This is a genomic window from Dermabacter jinjuensis (assembly GCF_902381725.1).
GTDB lineage: Bacteria > Actinomycetota > Actinomycetes > Actinomycetales > Dermabacteraceae > Dermabacter > Dermabacter hominis.
Genome location: NZ_LR698963.1, coordinates 1,477,643 through 1,499,160, shown reverse-complemented (window position 1 = coordinate 1,499,160; position 21,518 = coordinate 1,477,643). Strand labels below are relative to the sequence as shown.

General features: G+C 63.7%; 18 protein-coding genes. 13 read left to right on the top strand and 5 right to left on the bottom strand.

Features of this window, described 5'->3' with window-relative positions; translation table 11 throughout:
• The first annotated feature begins 94 nt into the window (after positions 1 to 94).
• The 8 genes from FXY94_RS06620 to FXY94_RS06585 all read left to right on the top strand — a co-directional run bounded on the left by FXY94_RS06620 (position 95) and on the right by FXY94_RS06585 (position 9,673).
• The gene (locus FXY94_RS06620; protein ID WP_016664253.1) at positions 95 to 1,399 is read left to right on the top strand and encodes a sugar ABC transporter substrate-binding protein; all 1,305 of its coding nucleotides are present in this window, start codon (positions 95 to 97) and stop codon (positions 1,397 to 1,399) included.
• 89 nt (positions 1,400 to 1,488) lie between these two features.
• On the top strand, positions 1,489 to 2,457 hold the full coding sequence (locus FXY94_RS06615) for a carbohydrate ABC transporter permease (RefSeq protein ID WP_016664252.1): 969 nt from the start codon (positions 1,489 to 1,491) through the stop codon (positions 2,455 to 2,457).
• On the top strand, positions 2,454 to 3,320 hold the full coding sequence (locus FXY94_RS06610) for a carbohydrate ABC transporter permease (RefSeq protein WP_016664251.1): 867 nt from the start codon (positions 2,454 to 2,456) through the stop codon (positions 3,318 to 3,320). Before FXY94_RS06615 ends, FXY94_RS06610 begins: the two co-directional genes overlap by 4 nt.
• Before the next feature lie 9 nt (positions 3,321 to 3,329).
• The gene (locus FXY94_RS06605) at positions 3,330 to 4,829 is read left to right on the top strand and encodes a glycoside hydrolase family 3 N-terminal domain-containing protein (protein ID WP_016664250.1); all 1,500 of its coding nucleotides are present in this window, start codon (positions 3,330 to 3,332) and stop codon (positions 4,827 to 4,829) included.
• Entirely contained in the window at positions 4,826 to 6,049 is a 1,224-nt protein-coding gene (locus FXY94_RS11015) for an anhydro-N-acetylmuramic acid kinase (RefSeq protein ID WP_016664249.1), read from the top strand. The genes FXY94_RS06605 and FXY94_RS11015 overlap by 4 nt, the downstream gene beginning before the upstream one ends.
• Positions 6,042 to 7,040: an N-acetylmuramic acid 6-phosphate etherase gene (gene murQ / locus FXY94_RS06595; protein ID WP_016664248.1), complete on the top strand. Its 999-nt coding sequence runs from the start codon at positions 6,042 to 6,044 to the stop codon at positions 7,038 to 7,040. The genes FXY94_RS11015 and murQ overlap by 8 nt, the downstream gene beginning before the upstream one ends.
• A 10-nt stretch (positions 7,041 to 7,050) precedes the next feature.
• Complete coding sequence (locus tag FXY94_RS06590) at positions 7,051 to 7,962, top strand: MurR/RpiR family transcriptional regulator (RefSeq protein WP_016664247.1); 912 nt, start codon at positions 7,051 to 7,053, stop codon at positions 7,960 to 7,962.
• Positions 7,963 to 8,092: 130 nt separating this feature from the next.
• On the top strand, positions 8,093 to 9,673 hold the full coding sequence (locus tag FXY94_RS06585; protein ID WP_016664246.1) for a glycoside hydrolase family 10 protein: 1,581 nt from the start codon (positions 8,093 to 8,095) through the stop codon (positions 9,671 to 9,673).
• Between the two features lie 103 nt (positions 9,674 to 9,776).
• Here FXY94_RS06585 and FXY94_RS06580 read toward each other — a convergent pair whose 3' ends face one another.
• The 5 genes from FXY94_RS06580 to FXY94_RS06560 are packed head-to-tail and all read right to left on the bottom strand — an operon-like array spanning position 9,777 to position 13,417.
• On the bottom strand, positions 9,777 to 10,745 hold the full coding sequence (locus FXY94_RS06580; RefSeq protein WP_016664245.1) for an isoaspartyl peptidase/L-asparaginase family protein: 969 nt from the start codon (positions 10,743 to 10,745) through the stop codon (positions 9,777 to 9,779).
• A gap of 21 nt (positions 10,746 to 10,766) precedes the next feature.
• The gene (locus FXY94_RS06575) at positions 10,767 to 11,267 is read right to left on the bottom strand and encodes a GNAT family N-acetyltransferase (protein WP_016664244.1); all 501 of its coding nucleotides are present in this window, start codon (positions 11,265 to 11,267) and stop codon (positions 10,767 to 10,769) included.
• A 1-nt stretch (position 11,268) separates the two neighbouring features.
• The gene (locus tag FXY94_RS06570) at positions 11,269 to 12,276 is read right to left on the bottom strand and encodes an Fpg/Nei family DNA glycosylase (protein WP_016664243.1); all 1,008 of its coding nucleotides are present in this window, start codon (positions 12,274 to 12,276) and stop codon (positions 11,269 to 11,271) included.
• Between the two features lie 17 nt (positions 12,277 to 12,293).
• Complete coding sequence (locus tag FXY94_RS06565; protein ID WP_016664242.1) at positions 12,294 to 12,758, bottom strand: ribose-5-phosphate isomerase; 465 nt, start codon at positions 12,756 to 12,758, stop codon at positions 12,294 to 12,296.
• A gap of 38 nt (positions 12,759 to 12,796) precedes the next feature.
• On the bottom strand, positions 12,797 to 13,417 hold the full coding sequence (locus FXY94_RS06560) for a mycothiol-dependent nitroreductase Rv2466c family protein (RefSeq protein WP_016664241.1): 621 nt from the start codon (positions 13,415 to 13,417) through the stop codon (positions 12,797 to 12,799).
• Between the two features lie 124 nt (positions 13,418 to 13,541).
• On the opposite strand from FXY94_RS06560, the gene FXY94_RS06555 reads away from it, so the two are divergent.
• The 5 genes from FXY94_RS06555 to FXY94_RS06535 all read left to right on the top strand — a co-directional run bounded on the left by FXY94_RS06555 (position 13,542) and on the right by FXY94_RS06535 (position 21,496).
• A complete protein-coding gene (locus FXY94_RS06555; RefSeq protein WP_172620175.1) occupies positions 13,542 to 15,305 on the top strand; it encodes an ABC transporter transmembrane domain-containing protein in 1,764 nt (587 codons plus the stop codon).
• A complete protein-coding gene (locus FXY94_RS06550) occupies positions 15,302 to 17,149 on the top strand; it encodes an ABC transporter ATP-binding protein (RefSeq protein ID WP_016664239.1) in 1,848 nt (615 codons plus the stop codon). Before FXY94_RS06555 ends, FXY94_RS06550 begins: the two co-directional genes overlap by 4 nt.
• Positions 17,150 to 17,358: 209 nt before the next feature.
• Positions 17,359 to 18,021 (top strand): DUF402 domain-containing protein, encoded by a 663-nt coding sequence (locus tag FXY94_RS06545; protein WP_040386509.1) that lies wholly within the window; start codon positions 17,359 to 17,361, stop codon positions 18,019 to 18,021.
• A 105-nt stretch (positions 18,022 to 18,126) separates the two neighbouring features.
• Entirely contained in the window at positions 18,127 to 20,097 is a 1,971-nt protein-coding gene (nagE, locus tag FXY94_RS06540) for an N-acetylglucosamine-specific PTS transporter subunit IIBC (RefSeq protein ID WP_040386508.1), read from the top strand.
• Positions 20,098 to 20,203: 106 nt separating this feature from the next.
• On the top strand, positions 20,204 to 21,496 hold the full coding sequence (locus FXY94_RS06535; protein WP_016664236.1) for an MFS transporter: 1,293 nt from the start codon (positions 20,204 to 20,206) through the stop codon (positions 21,494 to 21,496).
• Positions 21,497 to 21,518: the final 22 nt, after the last annotated feature.

Here is a 21,518-nt window from a genome sequence, read left to right as displayed (position 1 = left end):
CACCCCACAAGTTGTGGTAAGTTTCATCTTGAGGCATACGGATGAAATATTTTTTCACGACGGTGCCCGTCCCCCATAGCTCAAAGGAGACACTATGATCACCCGCAGGAACCTCATCGCCACCGGAGCACTCGGCGCGGCCACCGTGGGCCTCGCCGCGTGCGGCAATTCGGGCGGTTCCTCCTCCAACCCCACCGATAAGGCCGCCAATGACGGCAAGACCATCACCCTGTGGATCATGGAGGGAACGAACGCCAAGACTGACGAATACGTCAAGGCCCTCCAGGAGGAGTTCACCAAGCACACGGGCGCGACCCTCAAGGTCGAGGTCCAGCCGTGGGATGGCGCGCACGACAAGTTCGTGACCGCCATGGCGGGTGGCACCGGCCCCGACGTTGCCGAGATCGGCACAACCTGGACTCCCGAGTTCGCGGATGCAGGGGGCCTCGACGACCTCACGGAAGACGTCAAGAAGGCCGGAATTGACTCGGACCTCATCGATGCACTCAAGGAAGCGGGCACGCTTGACGGCAAGCTGTACGGCATGCCGTGGTACGCGGGCATCCGCTCGATCCTCGCGAACAAGGAGATCCTCGAAGCTGCGGGGGTCAACTCCCAGCCCCAGTCGTGGGATGACCTCCTCGCCATGATCGAAACCCTCAAGGCGAAGAATCCCGACGTCATCCCGTTCCCGGTCAACGGCGGATCCCCTTTCGCTCTCCTCCCCTTCATCTGGGGAGCAGGCGGCGACATTGCCGAAGGCTCCGGCAAAGACTGGAAGGCCACCATCAACGAAGCGCCCGCAGTCGAGGGCCTCACGTGGTACACCGACCTCGCCCTCAAGCATGGCTCGTCGACCGAGGCGGCCTCGACCTGGAAGGAGACCGACTCCCTCAAGCAGTTCCAGGAGGGCAAGGTCGCCATGTTCATCACCGGTTCGTGGGTGCCCGCAACCGTGAAGGCAAGCGACGAAGAGCTGTTCAATAAGCTCACGGCTTTCACCATCCCCGCCAAGGACTCGGCGATTGCCGGCAGCTTCGTGGGCGGTTCCCACCTGTGCCGGTTCCTGGACTCCGAGGAGCCGGAGCTCGCCTTCGAACTCATCAAGCTCATGACAACCGGCGAATTCGCGACCCGGTGGAGCGAAGAGACGAACTTCTTCCCCGGCACGAAGTCAGCGCTCGACGAGACGATCAAGAACGGCACCGACCTCACAAAGGTTTTTGCTTCGCAAATGACCGAGGCCGGCAAGTCCGTACCCGTTACTCCGATGTGGGGCCAGATCGAGGGCAAGAAGACCCTCCCGAACCTCCTGAGCAACGTCCTCGCTGGTGGCCAGGCTCCGCAGGCTGCTGCTGATGCTGCCGCTAAGGAAATGGACGGAATCTTCGGCGCCTAAGCCGTATTTTTGTTCACCGACCATCGCTCGGGACCCACTCGCTGAGGGCTGGGTCCCGAGCCCCCAGCCCACGTTCGAAAGCTTCCTCGATGACCACCATGAACGACACTCACGAGAGTGCGCTGCCCCCGGCTGACACGAGCCGCTCGTCACGACTGTCGATGTGGGCGCGCCGACACCTGCCGCCGTGGCTGCTCCTCGCACCCGGGCTCCTCACGCTCGCGGTCCTGTTGATCTTCCCCCTGTTTCGCGTATTCGACCTCTCGCTTCAGGACTACGGCCTGCGTAACCTGCTGAAGGGCACCACCAACTACGTGGGCTTCGCCAACTATTCGGCGATCCTCAGCGACCCGCATCTGTGGACAACCGTGCTTCCCAACACCGTCGGATTTGCGGCCGTGTGCGTGGTGCTGACGATGCTCGTGGGCGTTGCCGTTGCGCTGTTTCTCAATACGCTCTCGCTCACGTGGCGCAACATCTGCATCGGCGCGATCATGGTCGCGTGGGCCGTTCCCGCGCTTACCGGCACCTACGTGTTTGTGTGGCTTTTCGACCCCACGAGCGGGTTCGTGGCGAGCGTCCTTGAATCACTCGGGCTTTTCACTCCGGGCAGTGCCAACTGGTGGGATTCTCGCCTCGCGTTTTACGGAATTGCCGCGCTCAACGTCGTGTACCACGGCTTTCCCTTTATCGCCGTGACGACCCTCGCCGGTCTCCTCACGATCCCGGAGTCCCTGTATGAGGCCGCGAAGGTCGATGGCGCGAGTGCGTTCAAGCGCTTCACGAACGTCACCATCCCGATGATCCGCCCGATCCTCGCCGTGTGCATCATCTTGTCGACGATTTGGGACTTCAAGGTTTTCACGCAGATCTATCTCATGCCCGGCGGTGATGGGTCGAACCGACACATGATGAACCTCGGCGTGTGGTCCTACACCGAATCGTTTGGGCAAGGGAAATACGGTATGGGCTCTGCTATCGCGGTGCTTCTCACTCTCGTCCTTCTCGCGATCTCCGTGGTCTACATGCGCGCACTCATGAAGGAGGATGAACTGTGAGCACCACCGCTCCCACCGGCGCCACACCCGCCAATAAGAAGAACCCGCTTCGCCCCGCAAATATCGCGAAGGCTCTCGGCATCGCCCTTCTGCTCCTCTACGCGCTCTTCCCGTTTTACTGGATGCTCACGACCGCGGTCGATACGCACGCCAACTCGCGCGGCGCGGGCATTCTTCCCACGAGCTTCACGCTCGACCACTTTAAAACCGTCCTGATCGACGCGAACTTCTTCGAGTACATCAAGGTCTCGCTCATCGTCGCGGCCGGCACCGTACTCCTGTCGGGCGCAATCGCGCTGTTCGCCGCGATTGGCGTCGCCCGCTACCGCTTCCGCCTTCGCACCGTCGTGCTCGTTCTCGTGCTCATGGTGCAGATGGTGCCGCTCGAGGCTCTCGTGATACCGCTGTTCCTCCAGGCGCGCACCCTCAACATGCTCAACTCGCTCCTCGGGCTCGTGATCGTCTATCTTGCCTTCTCGCTTCCGTTCGCGATTTGGAACCTCAAGGGTTTCGTCGCCGCGGTCCCGAAGGAACTTGAGGAAGCCGCCTACATCGATGGCGCCGGATGGTTCAGGATGTTCTTCTCGATTCTCCTGCCGCTCGTCGCCCCCGGTCTCGTCGCCACGAGCGTGTTCGCGTTCATCACCGCGTGGAACGAGTTCATTTTTGCCCTCACGTTTATGACGGACTCGTCGAAGTACACGGTAGGCGTTGGTCTGCGGACGTTCTTCACGCAGAACACGGCCGACTGGGGGCCGATTATGGCCGCCTCGACCATCATCGCGCTTCCCGTTGTGATCTTCTTCGTCCTCGTTCAGCGCCAGCTGTCGTCGGGGCTCACGGCAGGCGCGGTCAAAGGTTAGAAGGTGACCATGTCTCAGTCTCGTTTTGATGCCGATGCTCTCGCCCCGCTTCTCGCGTCTTTTCCCGGCACGGACGTCCCTGAATGGCTCGCGCAGGCGCTCGAGGCCGGACTCGGCGGTGTGTGCCTGTTCGGGTACAACACGCCGAATACGCGCGAGGCCCAAAGGCTTATCGCCCAGGTGCGTGAGGCGAGTTGCACAGAGCCGATCGTCACGATCGACGAGGAGGGCGGCGACGTCACTCGGCTCTATGCGGCGCGCGGCGGCGCGTTTCCAGCAGCCCGTGGTTTCGGGGACATCGATGATCCCGAGCTTTCACGCGAATACGGCGAGGCCATCGGGCGGGTTCTCGCCGCGATTGGCGTACGCATGAACTTCGCCCCCGTCGCAGACGTCAACACGAATCCTTCCAATCCCGTGATCGGTGCCCGCAGTTTCGGCACGTCGCCGGGGCCGGTCGCGCGGCATGCGCGGGCGGTATGCGAGGGGCTTTCGCACGCGGGGGTGCTGAGCTGTGCGAAGCATTTTCCCGGGCACGGAGACACTGCGGTTGATTCGCACCTGGGGGTTCCGACGGTCGCCCTGTCGCTCGAGGACGCCCTCGCCCAGCACGTCGCGGCCTTCCGCGAGCTCGGCAGCGCGCCCGATGCCCTCATGACGGGCCACATGTGTGTGCCGTCGCTCGGTGATGGGCCCGCGACGATTGCCCCGTGGTCGTATGCTCTTGCTGCGCAGATCAACCCCGATGCACTCCTCGTGACCGATGCTCTCGACATGGGGGCGATCACCGAATCGGTGGGCTACGCGGAGGCAACCGTGCGGGCGCTTGAGGCAGGCGCGCACCTGCTGTGTCTTGGGACGTCGATCCGGCGCGATGGCGAGAACATGCTTGTCGAGGCCCACGACGCGATCGCTGAGGCTATTCGTTCGGGGCGGCTCGATCGCGGTGAGCTGCGCTCGCGCGCCGAGCGCGTGCGCACGACATTCGCGGGCCGCGCGAGCGCGTCTGCGTGCACCGCGGAGGCACTCGAGAGTGCGGAGGCTCATCTCGAGGCAGTTGGCGAGCGTGCCTCTCGACGTGCGGTGCGGTGGGCACTCGAGTCGTCGCCTGTCGCGGGCCACGTTTCGACCGCAGCCATCGTCGATGCGCGTTTCGCGCACGATTACGCGGCGGGTAAAGGGCGCACCTTCCTCGCGCCGGTACTCGAGCATCGAGATATTCGTCTTCTGCCCGCAGACCCGCCGCCGGGCTACGAAAGCCCGCAGGTGACGTTCGTGCTCACGCGGCTTGGCTCGGCGAGTGACGCGGAAACGGCTCGTCTCGATCAGGCCGCCGCGAATGCACACGAGTTGGGCTCGCGCCTGATCGTCCTTCACACGGGTGTTCCGGAAACGGCACCGCTCCCCCACACGCTCTCATCGCCCGCAGCCGTTCTTCTCACCTATGGTGCGAGTCGGGGCGTCATGAACGCCGCAGCCGATCTCGCTCTGAGAGAGGTCGCGCGATGAGGATCCTCGGTCTCATGACGGGCACGTCGGTTGATTCGGCGGATTTCGCCCTCGTCGATTTCTCCCGCGACGGCGACGTGCTTCACGCACGTGTGAAGAGCTCGGGTGAGCACCCGTGGCCCGAAGCCCTTCGCGGCCGCGTCCTCGAGGCCGTGACCAGTGCGAGTGTTCCCTCGCTCGCAGAGCTCACACTGCTCGATGCGCACGTTGGCGAGTTCCTCGCTGGCGTCGTTACAAGCGTGCGCGACGATGCCCGCGAACGCGGATCCGACGCACCACTCGATCTTGTCGTCTCGCCCGGACAAACGCTCTTTCACAACGTCGAGGGCGGGCGCACCCTCGCGACCCTCGCCATTGGGGATGCCTCCCGTATCCACGCTGCAACCGGGATTGCGGCGCTGAGCACCGTGCGCAGCGCCGACATCGCCCGTGACGGGACCGGCGCGCCACTCGCCCCTCTCCTCGACCAACTCCTGCTCGGCCCCGACGGCGGATGCGCGGTGAACATCGGTGGGATAGCCAATACGACGCTGTGCACCCCGGCAGCCGTCGGACCAACCGCTCCCCCGCTCGTGCGCGCGGGCGACACGGGCCCCGGTAACGGGCTCATTGACGCGGCCGCCGCCCTTCGCACGGGAACGGCGTGCGATACGGATGGCGCCCGAGCCGCCGCCGGACGCGTGCACGACACTCTTCTTTCATCGCTGCTCGCCGACCCTTACTTCGCGCTTCCCTTTCCGAAGTCCACGGGCAGGGAGTATTTTTCGCCGGCGTGGCTCGATGCTCGCGCACGCGAAGCGGGCATCGACCTGGACGTGCTTAGCACGGAAAACCTGCTCGCGACGCTCACGGAACTCACTGCCCGTACACTCGCCGATGCGCTCAAGGCCGAAGTGGGGCACGAGCCTCGCACGCGCCTTCACGTGACCGGCGGCGGCGCCCACAACCCGACCCTCATGGCCCGCATCGAAGCCCTCCTACCCGGATGTACGGTGACTACGGGGCCGCTTGGCGGCCTCGACCCCGACATCAAAGAGGCGTTCCTCATGGCCCTCATCGGCTACTACTCTGCGCACGGCCTGCCCGGTGCTCTGATCGATGCCACCGGCGCGACAGAGCCCGCTGTCCTCGGTCAGCTCACCCCGCCGCACGCGCTGCGCACCGTCCCGCTTTCGACAACCGCACCCCGCCAACTTCTCGTGGAGGATTCCCGTGACTGATTCACAAGGCCCGCTCACTCCGCTCGTCCAGGTGCACTCGCCTACAGAAGAGCGCAATCCCCGCTCGCGCGACATCGATACGCTCGCATCCGAGCAAGTTGTCTCGCGCATCCTCGCGGAAGATGCCACGGTCGTCGCGGCCGTGCAAGCACTGACCCACGAGATCGCGCGCTTGACCGACCTGTGCGTGGACGCTCTCACGAACGGGGGCCGCGTGCACTACGTTGGCGCGGGCACCTCGGGCAGGCTCGGGGTTCTCGACGCAGTCGAACTTCTGCCCACCTATAACGCTGACTCCGACATGTTCGTCGCGCATCTCGCGGGCGGAGATGGCGCGATGATGAAAGCTGTCGAGGGCGCCGAAGACAGCGAAGAACTCGGCGCGAGTGTCATTGCGGACCACGCGGGTGAGCACGACGTTATCGTGGGCCTTGCCGCGAGCGGCCGCACCCCGTACGTGAAAGGCGCCCTTGCGGCGGCCCGCGAGCGCGGGCTCGCGACAGCGCTCGTGAGCGCGAACCCGAATGCGCCGCTCGCGGCGCTTGCCGATGTGCCGCTTCTCGTGAACACTGGCCCCGAGGTTGTCACGGGGTCGACCCGCATGAAGGCTGCGACCGCGCAAAAGGTGCTCCTCAACGCCCTGTCGACGTCGGTGATGGTGCGTCTCGGCAAGACCTTCGAGAACCTCATGATCGATGTTCGCGCGACGAATGAGAAGCTCGTGGCGCGCACGGTGCGCATCGTGCGCGAAGCAACGGGTGCGAGTGAAGACGACGCGCGCGCGGCACTTGGCGCGACCGAGAACAACCTGCGCGCTGCCCTCGTGCTCCTCCTCGCTGGAGCTCCGCTTGAGCACGCTCCGGAGGCCCTCGAGGTGCTCGCGCAGTTCCCGCCTTCTGCCACACGCCCGGGGGATGCCTCGGGGATTCGTTCGGCAAGCGAAGCCTTGCGCGCCCGCGTGGGCTCTCCGACGGTCGCCGAGGAACGATAGGCACCCCACCATGACCGCCGAAGACTTCCAGCGCCCACCGGCACGTGTCCTCGATGCTCTCGAGGATGCCGCCAAGAGCGAGTCGCGCACCCTCGCGCGCGCGAGCCGCTACCTCTTGGATCACCCCGACGAGGCCCTCGCTCGGCCCATTGCCGAGATCGCCGCGGCCTCTCGCACGTCGCCCGCGAGCATCGTGCGGCTCGCCACGAGCCTCGGCTTCAGCGGCTTTAGGGAGTTGAGGGCCGCGTTCCGTGAAGACCTGGCGTTTTCGCGCGGGCGCGCGACAACCATCGCGGGAGGCGATGAGCGTGCCGCGAGCGCGCTTGCCGCCGACATCGATCCGCAGGACTCTCTCGAAGCGGTCGTCAAGAAGGTGGCGTTTGCCGATTCGCGCGCGGTTGCCGATACCGCCGATGCCGTGAGCATCAGCGAACTCGAGCGTGCGCGGACGTTGTGCACGAGGGCCCGCCAGGTAGTCACGTTCGGCGTGGGGGCCTCCGCGTTTGCGGCGATGGACCTCGAACAAAAACTCGCTCGCATCGGTATGCGCGCCACGAGCTACGTGGATGCGCACCAGGCCTTGCCTGCGGCGTCGCTCATGGGCGACGGTGATGTCGCGGTCGGTATTTCGCACTCCGGCGAAACGCTCGACATTCTTGATTCGCTCGCGATTGCGCAGGATGCGGGCGCAGCCACGATCGCGATTACGAATGCACCGTCGAGTGAGATCGCCCGCCTTGCCGATATCACGCTGCTGACTCACGCCCACGAGTCGGAGCTGCGCTCGGGAGCGACGGCTTCAAGGATTGCGCAGCTTACCGTCGTAGATTTCCTCTTTGTCGCCATTGCGCAAATGCGCATGGACGAGGCTCACGAGGCGCTCGCGCGCACGTATTCCGCGGTCTCGGCAAGGAGGCGGTAACCTACTCCACCGACGTTCCAGGCCCTCCGTCCAGGGTGCAACACCTCTGCATCGTCAGGGACGGGGCCCTTGACGGGGACACTAAGTCGTTTTTCGTCATGCTCACGAGATTCTCAACGAGGAGACCCCTATGACTAACCTTTCACGTCGTTCATTCGTCACGCTTTCCGGCGCCGCCAGCGCGGGCGCCTTCGTCGCCGCGATCGGTGCGGTCCCGGCCGTCGCGTCGCCTTCACCGCAGGGGCCGAGCGCCTCCGACGCAGCAGTGGCCCCACGCACACGCGAGTTTCGCGCGATGTGGATCGCCTCCACCGACAATATTGACTACCCGAGCCGCACCGGCCTCAGTGTCGAGGAATCCAAAGCGGAATTTATCGCGTGGCTTGATCTGGCGAAGGAGCTCAACCTCAACGCGGTGATTTCTCAGATCCGCCCTGCTGCCGATGCCTTCTGGCCCTCGCCGTATGAACCGTGGTCGCATTTCCTCACGGGCGAGCAGGGGAAGGATCCGGGGTTTGACCCCCTCGCATTCCAGATCGAGGAGGCCCACAAGCGCAACCTTGAGTTCCACGCGTGGTACAACCCGTTCCGGGTGTCGATGACCGAATCCGTCGATCACCTTGTCCCCGACCACCCCGCACTCGTCAACGAGGGGTGGGCATGGGCGTACGGCACGAAGACCTATTTCGATCCGGGTATCCCTGAGGTTCGAGAGCACTCGCTGCGCGCGATCATGCATTCGGTCGAGCATTACGACATCGATGCGGTCCACTTCGACGACTACTTCTATCCGTACAAGGTTGAAGGCAAGGACTACCCGGACCAGGCGACCTATGAGCGCTACTCGGATGGCACGTCGTCGCTTGATGATTGGCGTCGCGAGAACATCACGATCTTTATCCGCGAGATGCGGGAGAGGATCCGCTCGTGCAAGCCGTGGGTGAAGTTCGGGATCAGTCCGTTCGGCATTTGGCGCAACAACACGAGCGATCCCGCCGGTTCTGCTACGAGCGGGTCGGAGAGCTACGAGATCATTTGCGCGGATTCGCGCGCGTGGGTCAAGGATGGCCTCGTCGACTACATCAATCCGCAGATCTACTGGCCGATCGGGCTCGAGGTCGCCGACTACGCGGCACTCGTTCCCTGGTGGAACGATGTCGTCGAGGGCACAGACGTCGCACTCTACATTGGCCAAGCGATGTACAAGCAGGCCTCGGGCGCAATCGAGGATCCGGAAGAGATGGCACGCCACCTCGACTTCAATCGCGACTACCCACGTGTCGAGGGCGATGTGTACTTCTCGGCGAAGTCAGTACGTGATGAGCGAGACGGTGCGATGGGCGAGGTTGTTCGCCGCCACTACGCACATCCCGCGATCGTGCCTGTCATCGCTCACATGGGAGGTGCCGCGCCGCGCACGCCGAACGGCCTCAAGGTGCGCTGCTCGCGCGGCAACGCCGTGGTCGAGTTCAATCGCCACCCTCATTCTGAGGCGACGAGTTTCGCGATCTACCGGGTCTCGGGTGCGCGATTCAATCCCGCCGAACTCGCAGATGGCCGCAACCTTCTCGCGTGTGTGCGCGCCGATGAGCAGGTCGTGCGCCAGAGCGTTCACGTTGAGGGGGTCGCGGGCGGTGACTGGATCGTCGTGACGGCGCTCGATCGTCTGTGGAACGAGTCTGATCCCTCGAAGCCAACTCGCGCACGCTGACCGGAGCATCTATGCATCTGGATGAGGGTGCAGAAAACGGGCGCATCGCGTCGTTTTCTGCACCCTCGCCGTTTAGAGCGTGCGACGAAGGCGCGATTGTTCACTAGAGGTGGACGCGCACCTCGGCCCCGTCGCGGTACGCCGAAAACATCATGGGCGAGTTATGAGCGATGACCATTTCCCCGGTGGGCACCACTGCGATGAGGCCTCCGCTCGAGCCCTTTTCGGTGAGTGTCTCCTCGATGGTGGCCGCAACGGCGGAGGGAAGGTCGCAGCCCGCATACCTCATGCGTGCAGCAACGTCGTAGGCCACAACTCCGCGGAGGAAGGCCTCGCCCTCCCCCGTGCATGACAGCGCCGCGAGTCCATCGCGCGCGTACGTGCCCGCCCCGATCACGGGGGTGTCCCCGATCCGACCGACATCCTGCGCGCTGATTCCTCCGGTCGAGGTTGCGGCGGCGAGGTGGCCGTTCGCATCAAGGGCCACGGCTCCGACGGTGCCGTGCCTCGGGCCGCTCTCACTCTTGTCGAGCAGCCGTCGCAGCTGTGCGAGGCGCCGCTCGGTCACAAACCACTCGGGGTTTGCGACCTCGAGGCTCCACTCACCCACGAGCTGCGCTGGCGGATCGACGATCATGACGTGATCGGTGTGTTCCATGACGGCGCGCGCCGCACGCACCGGGCTCTTGGCATGCCGACTCGCGAGAACGGCCCCCGCGAGACCGCTTGCCCCGTCCATGACCGACGCGTCGAGTTCGGCACGGCCATCTTTCGCGAGCGCCGCGCCACGACCCGCGTTGAACAGCGGGTTCTCCTCGAGCGATTGCACAGCAGCGCAGCACGCCTCGAGGGCGCTTCCGCCGCCCGACAGTACCGCTTCACCGGCCGCGTGTGCCTCGCGCAAACCGCTCTCGTAATCGGCCTGTTCACCGAGCTCGAGAATGCGACCGCCGGCACCACCGTGGATCGCAAGTGCCCACGGCTCGGCGCTCGCCCGGTGAAGCGTAAGGGTGGCTGGTGGCTGGACGTTCTCCTCGCCGGCTGCGCGCGCGGCAGACACACTCGTGTTCATCGTCGCTCCTCCTCGAAACACTTACGGGTGGTGGTACTCCATCGTGTAATGCGCGATCCCAGCTTCGTAGAACTCGTCGCTCACGGTCACGTATCCGAGCGATTCGTACCAGTCTTTGAGGTAGGACTGTCCGTGGATCACGATCTTCTGGGTGCTCTCGCGCTCCTTGCACAGATTGATCGCCGCGGCCATGAGGGCGCCGCCATAGCCGCCACGGCGGGCACTCTTTGCGCACGCGAGGCGACCGATCCTCATGCATCCTTCACCGGGGAACACGCGGATCGTGCCGATCACATCGCCGTCTTTTTCCCACCACACGGTGATGGTGGAATCCTCGCGGTCGAGCCCGTCGAGCTCTTGCTCGCTCGAGACGCCCTGCTCGATGATGAACACGCCCTGGCGGAGTATGCACATCGAGTACACGATCTCGGGATCCATAAAGCTGAGGTGCGACGCCTTGAGGGTGGAACCGTCGGGCCTTTCGGCGAGCACGCGCAGATCAAACTTGGGGTGTGGGGTCATCTCATTCACCCTCCGGAGTGTACGCCCAGCCGGCTGCACTGTTCAGGTCCGTCCACCCGGCCTTGCGAACGCGGCGCCTTTGGCAGCGGGGACACCAGTACAGGGCGCGCCCGGCAAGGTCGGCATCGCGAATGCTCGCCTCGCACAGGCGGCACGGGAACCCCTGACGGTGATACACGTAAAACGACTCCTCGCGAGGAACACTCGCGGGGTCATCATCCCCGTTTTGGTACACGGGAACCGTGCGTTCGTTGAGCTCGCGGTGAATCTTCCGATGCTCGGGCTGCGTCGTGACGATGCGGCCCGTCCGCTCGCCGTACGCCATGAGAGGCACGAGATCCTCCCACAGCGCCTCGATCAGCGGTGTCGTAAGTTCGTTGCCGGGCACGTAAGGGTCGAGCCGCGCGCGAAACAGCAGTTCGGCGCGGTAGATGTTGCCGATGCCCGCGCATACGCGCTGGTCCATGAGGAGCTGACCGATGCTCTGGCGTGATTTCTTGATGCGCCGCACGAACTCACGCGGATCGGCGTCCGAGCGCAGCGGGTCAGGCCCGAGACGTTCGAGCACCGCTTCCCGCTCGGCCTCGTCGATCACGCGGCACTGGTTGGGACCGGTCAGGTCAGCAAGCCCCTCTGCTCCGCGAATGCGGAGCCTGACGTTGACCCCGGGCACAATCGAAGCCCAGGAGCCGTCGGATGTCACCTCAAGTCCCTTGCGGGGCGCACCAATCGCGCGCACTTGATGGAAGCGCTCACTGCCCGCGAATGTCCACGAGCCGTACAACCCCAAGTGAATATGGATGAACCGAAGCGGTTCGGTGTCCTCGTGCGGAGCGAAGCCCATGAAGAGGTGCTTGCCCGCCGCCTCGGCTCGCGCCATGACCCAGCCGTCGAGTTCCGTGGCTCCCGCCTCAAACCGGCCCTGCGGCGACGAAAGCCGCACCCGGGTGTTTCCGAATGCGGCGTTCATCGCGCGTGCGAGCCGGTGAATCGTATGCCCCTCGGGCATCGCTCACCGCCCTTTCGTTAGCGCTCCTGGTACGTGCCAGTCTTCTCGTATTCGGCGATCTTGCCGATGCGTCGCACGTGACGCTCGTCGCCGGAGAATGGTTCGTTCACGAACGTCTCGATAAGGGCGATGAGCTCCTCCTCGCTGTGTTGGCGCGCACCGACCGCGATCACGTTCGCGTCGTTGTGTTCACGCGCAAGCTTCGCTGTCGCCTTATTCCACACGAGTGCCGCACGCACGCCCTGAACCTTGTTCGCGGCGATCTGCTCCCCGTTTCCGGAGCCACCGATCACGATTCCAAGGCTTCCGGGGTCCGCGACGACCGCCTCACCGCAGTCCGAACAAAACGGCGGGTAGTCGTCGAGTGGATCCACCTCGAACGCGCCGTGGTCGATCACCTCGTGTCCCTTACTCTCGAAGACGGAGATGAGCCGGTTCTTGAGGTCATAGCCGGCGTGGTCAGTGGCGATGTGGAGGCGCATGAGCAGCCCTTTCTTCTGGAATCGAAATTGAGGAGGCGTCAGGAAAAGTCGAGGCCGCCGGTGCGGGCCCGCTTGAGCTCGGCGAAGCCGCGCACGGTCGACATTGCTGCGAGACCATCAAGCAAGGCGCCCGCCTCTTCGCCGCGAGGCGCACGGGTAAGCACGGGGCCGAAGTACGCGGTTCCGGAACCGAAGGAGATCACGGGCGTCCCCACGTCGTCGCCCACCATCTTCTGCACCTTCGCTTGTTCCTCTCGCAGCTCACCCTCGTAGGTGCGGCCCTCCCAATGCTCGAGGTACGAGGCATCGATTCCGGCTTCCTCGAGCGATTCGCGTGCAACCTCGAGGTAGTCATCCTTGCGGTCCTGCACGTGGAAGCGCTCGCCCCACGCGGTGTAGAGCTTCGAGAAGGCCTCCTGACCGAGCTCACGCTGCACGGCCATGAAGAGGTGTGCGGGGCTCAGGGTCTGGTCAATGAGGGCGCGGTAGTTCGGGTCGAGATCGCGGCCCTCGTTGAGCACATACAGCGACATGATCGAGAAGCGTGGAGTGAACTCAGGCCGCTCCTTCACGGCGTTGAGCAGCCAGCGGCTCGTCACCCACGCGTACGGGCACGTGGGGTCGATGTAGAGAAGGACTTCGCGATTCGTGGTGCTCACGCGGTACTCCTTTCGTAGCGGATCAATACCGGCCCATTGTGTCAGACGCCACCGTCCGTTTTCCGAGAAGCCGTTGCGGAACCTCGCGTTTCTTCGTTGACTTTAACGGATGAGCGAAAAGCCCATGAGCACTACAAATACCCGTGCTCGCACAAGAGACAAGCGCCATGCTTCGGAGGCCCACCTCAGCCGAACCGAACTTCGTGAGCGCTCGGTGATGCGCGCAATGGTGCGCCGCAATGCGCGCCCACTCACGTGGTTCATGGTGCTCGCGATGGCGAGCGAAGCGATCAACATGTTCATCCCCATCGGGATCGGCCTCGTGATCGACCACGGCATCTTTAAAGCCAATCTTTGGCTCACCGCGGGCGGTGCCGCGGGTCTCGCAGGACTCCTGCTTCTCTCCAACTGGTGCTGGGCGCGATTTTTCGAACCGATCATGGAGATCCGAGCGCGCGAGCAGCACAATCTGCGCCTCGCCGTCACCGCGGCTGCCCTCGACCCCGCGTCCCGACAGATCGATCGCCCCGCAGGGGAAATCCTTTCAATCGCGACCTCGGATGCTGATCGCGCTCCCGATGTCTTCGACATGATGACGTGGGCCGTGCCCGCGTCGATCGCCGTCGTGGGGGCAGGTGTGTGGCTCACGGTCATGAATCCCCTCGTGGGGCTCATCGTTTTTGCGAGCCTCGCCCTGCAGGTGGTGATCTTGCGAGTCGTCACGCCGATTCTCTCCGAAAAGTACGACAACCAGCAGTCACGCGCTGCCGACGCCGCTTCGACCGCAACGGATCTCGTGCACGGCCTTCGCGTACTTCAGGGGCTGGGGGTGCAAACCCGCGCGCGCTCGACTTACCGGGCGCGCTCACGCATCGCACTCGACGCTGCCCTCACGAACGCGCGTTTCTCGGGCCTTTCCGACGGCCTGATGCTCTTTACCTCTTCGATCATGATTGCCGCGGTCGTCGTCGCCTCGGGTACGCTCACGCTCGAGGGCGCGATGTCGGTAGGCGTGTTCATCTCGATTGCGGGTCTCGTGCGTAATCTTTCGGGCATGATGGCGGGGCTCGCGGGCGTTCCCGTGTGGTGGGCGAGCTTCTCGACCTCGGCGCGCCGCATCCGCCACCTCCTGAGCGAAATGGGGCGAAGCATCACCGAGCCCGCGCTCAATTCTCTCGTCAGGGCCGGCTCGCCCGAGGCCCTTTCGGCACGCACGGAGCCCACTGCTCCCCCACGTCTTCCGGGCCTCGGGGAGATTTCCACCCCTCTTCTCGGCACCGTGCGCGATTCTCAGATCGTCGCACTCGTTCCCGAATCCGCTTCCGACGCCCGCCTCGCCCTCATCGAACTTTCTTCGCTCGACATTCCGCGCGAAAGCCTCCTTATCGAGCCGCACGCGGTCGACCTTTTCGATGGCACGCTGCGCGAGCAACTCGACACAAAGCGCCCCGCTCCAGACGCTTCACCCGACACAACGAACGATCCCGATACCTGGGCGCACGCGGCTCTCAAATCCGCAGGCGCAGATGATCTTTTGAGGATCCTGCCCGAGGGGCTCGACACGCGCATCCTTGACCGCGGCGCGAACCTCTCTGGTGGCCAGCGCCAGCGCCTGGCTCTCGCACGCGCACTCGCGGCGGATGTTCCCGTGCTTGTGCTCAACGACCCGACGACCGCGGTCGACGCCGTGACGGAATACAAAATCGCCCAAGGGGTGCGCGAGGCGCGCAAGGTCGAGGACCGCATCACGGTGCTCATCGCGAAGGCTCCGGCGCTTCTAGATCAGGCCGACCGCGTACTCTTCGTGCGAGGCGGCGAGGTAAGCGCCGAAGGCCCCCACCACGAGCTCATGCACGCCGAGGCATACCGGAAGGTGGTGCAACGATGAGCGAAAACGCCACTCGTACGGCAAATAGCGCGAGCGAGGCAGAACGCGACCTGATTGCGTCGATGGAGGCCGAGGGCGACGTTGCGCGCCAGCTTTCACGGCACGCCGAGCTACTCCCGATCGCATCCTTCGGTGAGACCGGCCGATTCGTACTCGGCCGGCTTCGCGACTTCACTCCTCTCGCCCTCGGAATGCTTGCGGCAACCATCATGGCCGCGCTTGCAGGTGCGCTCGGCCCGTACTTCATGGGGCGCGCGGTAGACGTGGTCACGGCCGGAGGAACTACCCAGGCGCTCTGGACCATCGCCGGGATGATCGTCGCAGCGGGCGCCGTACAAGCGCTCGCCTCGGCTCTTTCACGCGCCCTCATCTCGGGACTCGGCCAGCGCCTCCTTGCGGGAATGCGCGAGGACGTCATCGACCGCGCCCTCGATCTACCCACGCAAACGATGGAGCAGGCGGGCATCGGCGACGCACTCTCGAGAGTCGCCGACGACGTCGACGTCACCGCAAAGGCCGTCAACAACATCGTGCCGTGGCTCGTCACGGTGATCTTCCAGATCACGGTGACGTTCATCGCGCTCGTCGTGATCAGCCCGTGGCTGCTCATTCTGGTTGTCGCGATCATTCCCTTTTACGTATGGGCACTGCGCTTTTACCTTCCGCGCACGAACCGCATCTACCGCGTCGAACGCATCGCGAAAGGCGCCCGCGCACAGGGACTGCTCGCGGCGATCAATGGTGCGCCGACCGTGCACGCCTACGGCATCGAAGAGCGCGAGACGCGGCACGTTGGCTCGCTGAGCGCCGCCGCCTACGCGCTCGTGCTGAGGATCTTCCGCCTCATCGTGCAAGTCGTGTGGATCATGATGATCCCCGAAACTCTCGCCGTCATTCTTGTGCTGCTCATCGGGTACGCGACCGTTCAGGCAGGGCTCATGCCGGTGGGGCTCGTGGCCTCAGCGTGCATCTATATCGTGACGCTTTTTTGGCCCCTTCAGTCGCTCATCTTCTCCCTTGACGACGTTCAGTCAGCCGCGGCGAGCCTTACGCGCATGGTGGGGGTCATCACCTCGATCGACCCCGCCGCTTCGCCTGGAGAGGAAACACCCGTGGATGGGTCGATTCGAATCGAAGGCGTCTCGCACGCCTATAGCGATAACGGTCGCATTGTGCTCGCGCCGATCGACCTGACGATTCCGGAAGGCGAGACGGTCGCACTCGTTGGAGCATCCGGTGCGGGCAAATCGACCCTCGCGTCGATCCTTGCGGGAACGCTCACCCCGCGCTGGGGTCGCGTGTTCCACGGCGGCGCCGATCTCGCACACGCCAACCTCGAAGCCGTGCGCTCGCACGCGTCAATCGTGTCGCAGGACGTGCACGTGTTCCACGGAACGCTCCGTGAGGATCTGAGCCTTGCGATCGACGAAGCAAGCGATGACGAGCTGTGGGACGCCCTCGCGCGCGTCAGCGCGGAGGAATGGGCACGACTCCTCCCCAAAGGTCTCGATACCGAGGTCGGGGAGAAAGGCGCGAAACTTTCTGCTGAACAGGGCCAACAGCTCGCGCTCGCACGCATCGTGCTCCAAGACCCGGCGATCCTCATCATGGATGAGGCGACGGCCGATGAAGGCAGTTCAGGCGCGCGAGTGCTCGAACGTGCGGCCCTCGAGGTTGCGCGCGGGCGCACGACGGTCATCGTCGCGCACCGCCTCTCTCAGGCGAGGGAAGCCGACCGGATTTTTGTCATGGACGATGGCAAGGTCGTGGAATCGGGAAGCCACGACGAGCTCGTGGCGCTCGACGGACGGTACGCCGAGCTGTGGAGCGCCTGGTCACGCTAAGGACGCTCCACATTTCAAGGCTGAGACCACCCTCCACCTCATCGTCGGCTTCTGGCGTTCTTTGACGCACCGTGAAGGACGGCACTCGCGTAAGTCGCCCGCGCTCCGGTAGGCTCGGGGCATACTCGTTCCCCTCCCGGGGCACATATGACTTCGCGAAAACGGCCCGCCGTGGAGCATCCGGGAGGCTTATGGGCCACGGAAGAGTCATGAATACCCAGAAGCGTTGGTCCGCTGGGGACCACGTGACCTGGACGTACTACACGCACGCGCACGAGACCATCACCGTGCGACCGGGAACCGTCGTCATTGATGATGACCGCGGGATTGTCGTGTGGATCGCACCGGGCACGGAGGTTCTCCTCCCCGTTCTTGAATCGGGCGCGCCACTCAGGCGCGCCGGCGACGAAGGCATGTTCACCGCCCCCCGCACCCAATCGAAACAGCTGTGGACAGGCAACGGCATCCTCATGATCGGTCTGCCCGATAAGCCGTATTCCGTGTGGCTGTTCTATAAAGACGACGGCACGCTTGGCTGCTACTACGTCAATCTTGAGACTCCGCTCGAGCGCACCGAGGAAGGCGTTCGCACGCGCGATCTCGTTCTCGACCTCGTCGTGCTCCCCCGCCACGACTACCACTACAAGGATGAGGACGAACTCGAGGGCGCCGAGCGGATCGGCTACTTCAGCCCCGAAATGGCTGAACAGATCCGGGCATGGGGTCGCGAGGCCGAACGTGACATTGAGGCGTGGGGATATCCCTTCAACGCCGGCTTCGAGTATTTCTTCCCCAATCCAACTTGGGGTCTTCCGAAGCTTCCCGAGCACTATTCGTGGGACATGGACCTCACACGCGCGCGGCGCCGCTAGCCCTCGCACCCCACCGGCCCAGTAGTATGTTTCTACCCCGGGCGTAACCGCGTCCGCGTTTACCGCGCAAGGATGCGCACTTTCCCCTTGGAGTGATACGTCTTGATGAAATTCTTCCAACGGCTCGGCAGGTCACTCATGCTGCCGGTCGCCGTCCTCCCTGTTGCCTCGATTTTCTCGGGCCTCGGCTACTGGATCGCTGGCGCGACCGGAGACCCGAACAACATCATCGGAGCATTCCTCGCGGCAGCGGGTGGCGCGCTGATCGATAACATCCCGCTCCTATTCGCGATCGGTGTCGCGATCGGCATGCCGAAGAAGGCCGACGGCGTCGCAGCGCTCGCGGGCCTTACCTCGTGGCTCACGGTCACCAGTCTCCTCAAACCAGAGACGATCATGAAATTCCAGGGCCTGAGCGATGTTGCGCAGGTCGACCCCGCATTCAGCAAGGTCAATAACGTTTTTGTGGCCCTCATCTGCGGCCTCATCGCAGCGTGGAGCTTCGAAAAATTCAAGGACACGGAGCTTCCTGACTTCCTCGCGTTCTTCTCGGGTAAGCGCTCGGTTGCGATCATCTCGGCCCTCCTCTCTCTCGTCGCCGCACTCGTGCTCATGTTTGTGTGGCCGCTCGTCTTCGGTGGCCTCGTGGCCTTTGGCGAGTGGATGCTCACGCTCGGCCCGGTCGGAGCCGGGCTTTACGGCTTCTTCAACCGCCTGCTCATCCCGCTCGGCCTGCACCACGCTCTCAACGCCGTGTTCTGGTTCGATATCGCGGGCGTGAATGACCTCAACAACTTCCTCGCAGGCCAAGGCACTCGCGGCGTGACCGGCCAGTACATGACCGGGTTCTTCCCCGTCATGATGATGGGCCTTCCCGGTGCTGCCCTCGCGATGTATGTGACGTCCAAGCCTGAGAAGAAGAAAGCCACGGGCGGCATCCTGATCGGTGCAGCGTTCGCGGCGTTCCTCGTCGGCATCACGGAACCGCTCGAATTCCTCTTCATGTTCCTCGCTCCGGGCCTTTACCTGATCCACGCGATCTTCATGGGGATCTCGATGGGCGTCACTGCCGCCCTTCCCGTCCGCTCGGGCTTCGGCTTCTCAGGTGGCTTCATCGACCTGGTCCTCCAGTGGGTCAACCCGCTCGCGATGAACCCGTGGGCCATCTTCGTGATGGGCGCGTTCTGGTTCGTGGTCTACTTCCTCGTGTTCCGTTTCGTGATTCTCAAGTGGAATCTCAAGACCCCCGGTCGCGGCGCAGACGAAGATGATGACGAGGCGAGCGATTCCACGGCCACCGGCGCCGACAAGTACATCCTCACCGCCGACCGGTTTATCGAGGCCCTCGGCGGCAAGGGCAACATCGACGAGGTCGAGAACTGCGCGACGCGCCTTCGCCTGAGCCTCAACGACGTGTCTCTCGCCGACGAGCAGGCTCTCAAGGCCGCGGGCGCAACCGGCGTCATGAAGCCCGGTGGCAACCTCTACCAGGTGATCTACGGACTCAACGTCCAGTTCGTGAAGGACGCGATGGACGGCCTCATGGATGGTTCGATCGAGCCTCCCGCGCGCGCTGAGGTCGAGAGCAATGCTGCTGCGGCAACCGTCGGAGGCTCCGAGGGCTCCACTGCCGCTCCTGCCGCCACTGCCGTCGCCGAAAAGACCGAGTACGCGCTCGTGCGCATGCGTCAGCCACTTCAGGGAACGATCGTCCAGCTCGAGAATGTTCCCGATTCAACGTTCGCCGACCGGCTCCTCGGTGGCGGCGTCGCGATCGACCCGAGCGGCAGTCAGGTCGTGGCTCCCGCCGCTGGCGTGGTATCGCAGGCTTTCCCAACGGGACACGCCGTTGCGCTCACGCTCGACGACGGAGCCGAGGTCCTCATCCACGTAGGCCTCGACACTGTGAAGATGAACGGTGAGGGCTTCACCGTGCACGTGAAGAACGGCGATCGCGTCACCGCGGGCCAGCCGCTCGTGGATTTCGATCGCGCGAAGATCGAAGCCGCGGGCTACAAGGCGATCACGCCGGTCGTGATCCTCGGCCACGCAGATTCAACAATCGAGTTCGTCTAACCACGCGCTCCATTTCCACGTCGCTCTCCCCTCCCGGGTCCATCTCGGTGCGGGGAGAGCGCTTTTAACGTACGATTCTTGCTCTGAGTGAAGGGAGCGCAAAGTCGTGCAACGTGAGAATACGGAACGACGGCTCCTGCGGTCCCTCCAAGTTTCTAATGCGAGTGACGCCGTCGGTCGTGAATTCATTGACTCCTCCATAGCGATTATCGCGATTTCGCTCCTGGGGTTTTCTACGACGCAGATCGGCATCTTGGATTTTCTCGAGTCGGGAGCTGCCCTTTTTCTGGCGCTCCCCATCGGACTTCTGGTCGACCACTACAGACCGCAAACGATTCTGACGATTTCTCTTGCTCTCAAGGTTCTGCTCGGCACGCTCTTGTGCCTCGGTCTCACTTTTGAGCTCACGAGTCCCGTGTTCTTTATGCCACTCGTCTTCTTTCTCGGTTTATCCGTTATCGCCTCGGAAAATGCCCAAACGAGCCTGGTCCCGTTCGTCGCCGGAAGCAGCGGCCAGATAGAAACTGCCATCTCAAGAATGGCAATGGCGGACTCCATTGCAGGAGTCATCGCACCGGCAGCAGCCGGATTCACCTTGGCGTTCCTAGGTCCTACTCCGGCTACAGGAGCAGCCGCACTCTTCTTCGTTCTAGCTCTGGTCTTCGCTTGGCGTACTATGCAGCGCCTAACCCAGATGAACAGCACGACTCATCACGCCAGCGCCCCGCACGTCGCAGACGATCGCAGTGATGAGTCTCAACTCGAGAACGACACACGGACTCTCTCTCAGAAGCTCACCGACGGTTTCCGCATCCTTGGTCGTAATCGCTTTCTTTTCGGCGCCGTGTGTCTGATTTCAGCTGGCAACATTGGGCTCGCCTTGGGCGACTCGATGGTAAACGTCGTCATTCTGAGGGTTTTGGATCTTGGCATGCCCTTCTTCGGCATCCTCGGAACGGTGTCGGCGATCGCAGGAATCCTCGCAGCATCGCTCGCTCCCGCGATCGTGAAGTCCCTCCCGGTACGAACGCTCTACATTTCAAGCTCCATTATTCAAGCGCTCGTGGCGTGCCTTCCACTCCTGGCACTCATGACCCCGAACTGGGCTCATGTTCTCTTCCTCATTCAATCTGCGTGTTGGGCTTTCACCCTTACCGTCGCCAACATCGCGGGGTTCTCGTACATAGCGAAGGTCGTCGACAAGAAGTTCCTTGGTCGTGCGAGCGCTGCGATGCGCATGTTGACAATGGGCACTGTCCCCTTCGCTGCACTTCTCGGGGGTGTACTCGCGGATATCGGCGCGATCACCGTTCCCCTTATTGTTTGGCCGCTTCTCACCGCCACTGCTGTCACGGTGTACATCTTCCTGACGCGCCCCGCGGCCTCAGGACGCGCTTGACCTACGAGCCTTCCAGAGAAAA

Bases quoted from the DNA above. Each gene is read 5' to 3' on its own strand.
- FXY94_RS06580 (WP_016664245.1), bottom strand. From the start codon at position 10,745: ATGAACACGAGTGTGTCTGCCGCGCGCGCAGCCGGCGAGGAGAACGTC.
- FXY94_RS06550 (WP_016664239.1), top strand. From the start codon at position 15,302: ATGAGCGAAAACGCCACTCGTACGGCAAATAGCGCGAGCGAGGCAGAA.
- FXY94_RS11015 (WP_016664249.1), top strand. From the start codon at position 4,826: ATGAGGATCCTCGGTCTCATGACGGGCACGTCGGTTGATTCGGCGGAT.
- FXY94_RS06590 (WP_016664247.1), top strand. From the start codon at position 7,051: ATGACCGCCGAAGACTTCCAGCGCCCACCGGCACGTGTCCTCGATGCT.
- FXY94_RS06555 (WP_172620175.1), top strand. From the start codon at position 13,542: ATGAGCACTACAAATACCCGTGCTCGCACAAGAGACAAGCGCCATGCT.
- FXY94_RS06565 (WP_016664242.1), bottom strand. From the start codon at position 12,758: ATGCGCCTCCACATCGCCACTGACCACGCCGGCTATGACCTCAAGAAC.
- FXY94_RS06575 (WP_016664244.1), bottom strand. From the start codon at position 11,267: ATGACCCCACACCCCAAGTTTGATCTGCGCGTGCTCGCCGAAAGGCCC.
- FXY94_RS06545 (WP_040386509.1), top strand. From the start codon at position 17,359: ATGAATACCCAGAAGCGTTGGTCCGCTGGGGACCACGTGACCTGGACG.
- FXY94_RS06585 (WP_016664246.1), top strand. From the start codon at position 8,093: ATGACTAACCTTTCACGTCGTTCATTCGTCACGCTTTCCGGCGCCGCC.
- FXY94_RS06615 (WP_016664252.1), top strand. From the start codon at position 1,489: ATGACCACCATGAACGACACTCACGAGAGTGCGCTGCCCCCGGCTGAC.
- FXY94_RS06605 (WP_016664250.1), top strand. From the start codon at position 3,330: ATGTCTCAGTCTCGTTTTGATGCCGATGCTCTCGCCCCGCTTCTCGCG.
- FXY94_RS06620 (WP_016664253.1), top strand. From the start codon at position 95: ATGATCACCCGCAGGAACCTCATCGCCACCGGAGCACTCGGCGCGGCC.
- nagE (WP_040386508.1), top strand. From the start codon at position 18,127: ATGAAATTCTTCCAACGGCTCGGCAGGTCACTCATGCTGCCGGTCGCC.
- FXY94_RS06570 (WP_016664243.1), bottom strand. From the start codon at position 12,276: ATGCCCGAGGGGCATACGATTCACCGGCTCGCACGCGCGATGAACGCC.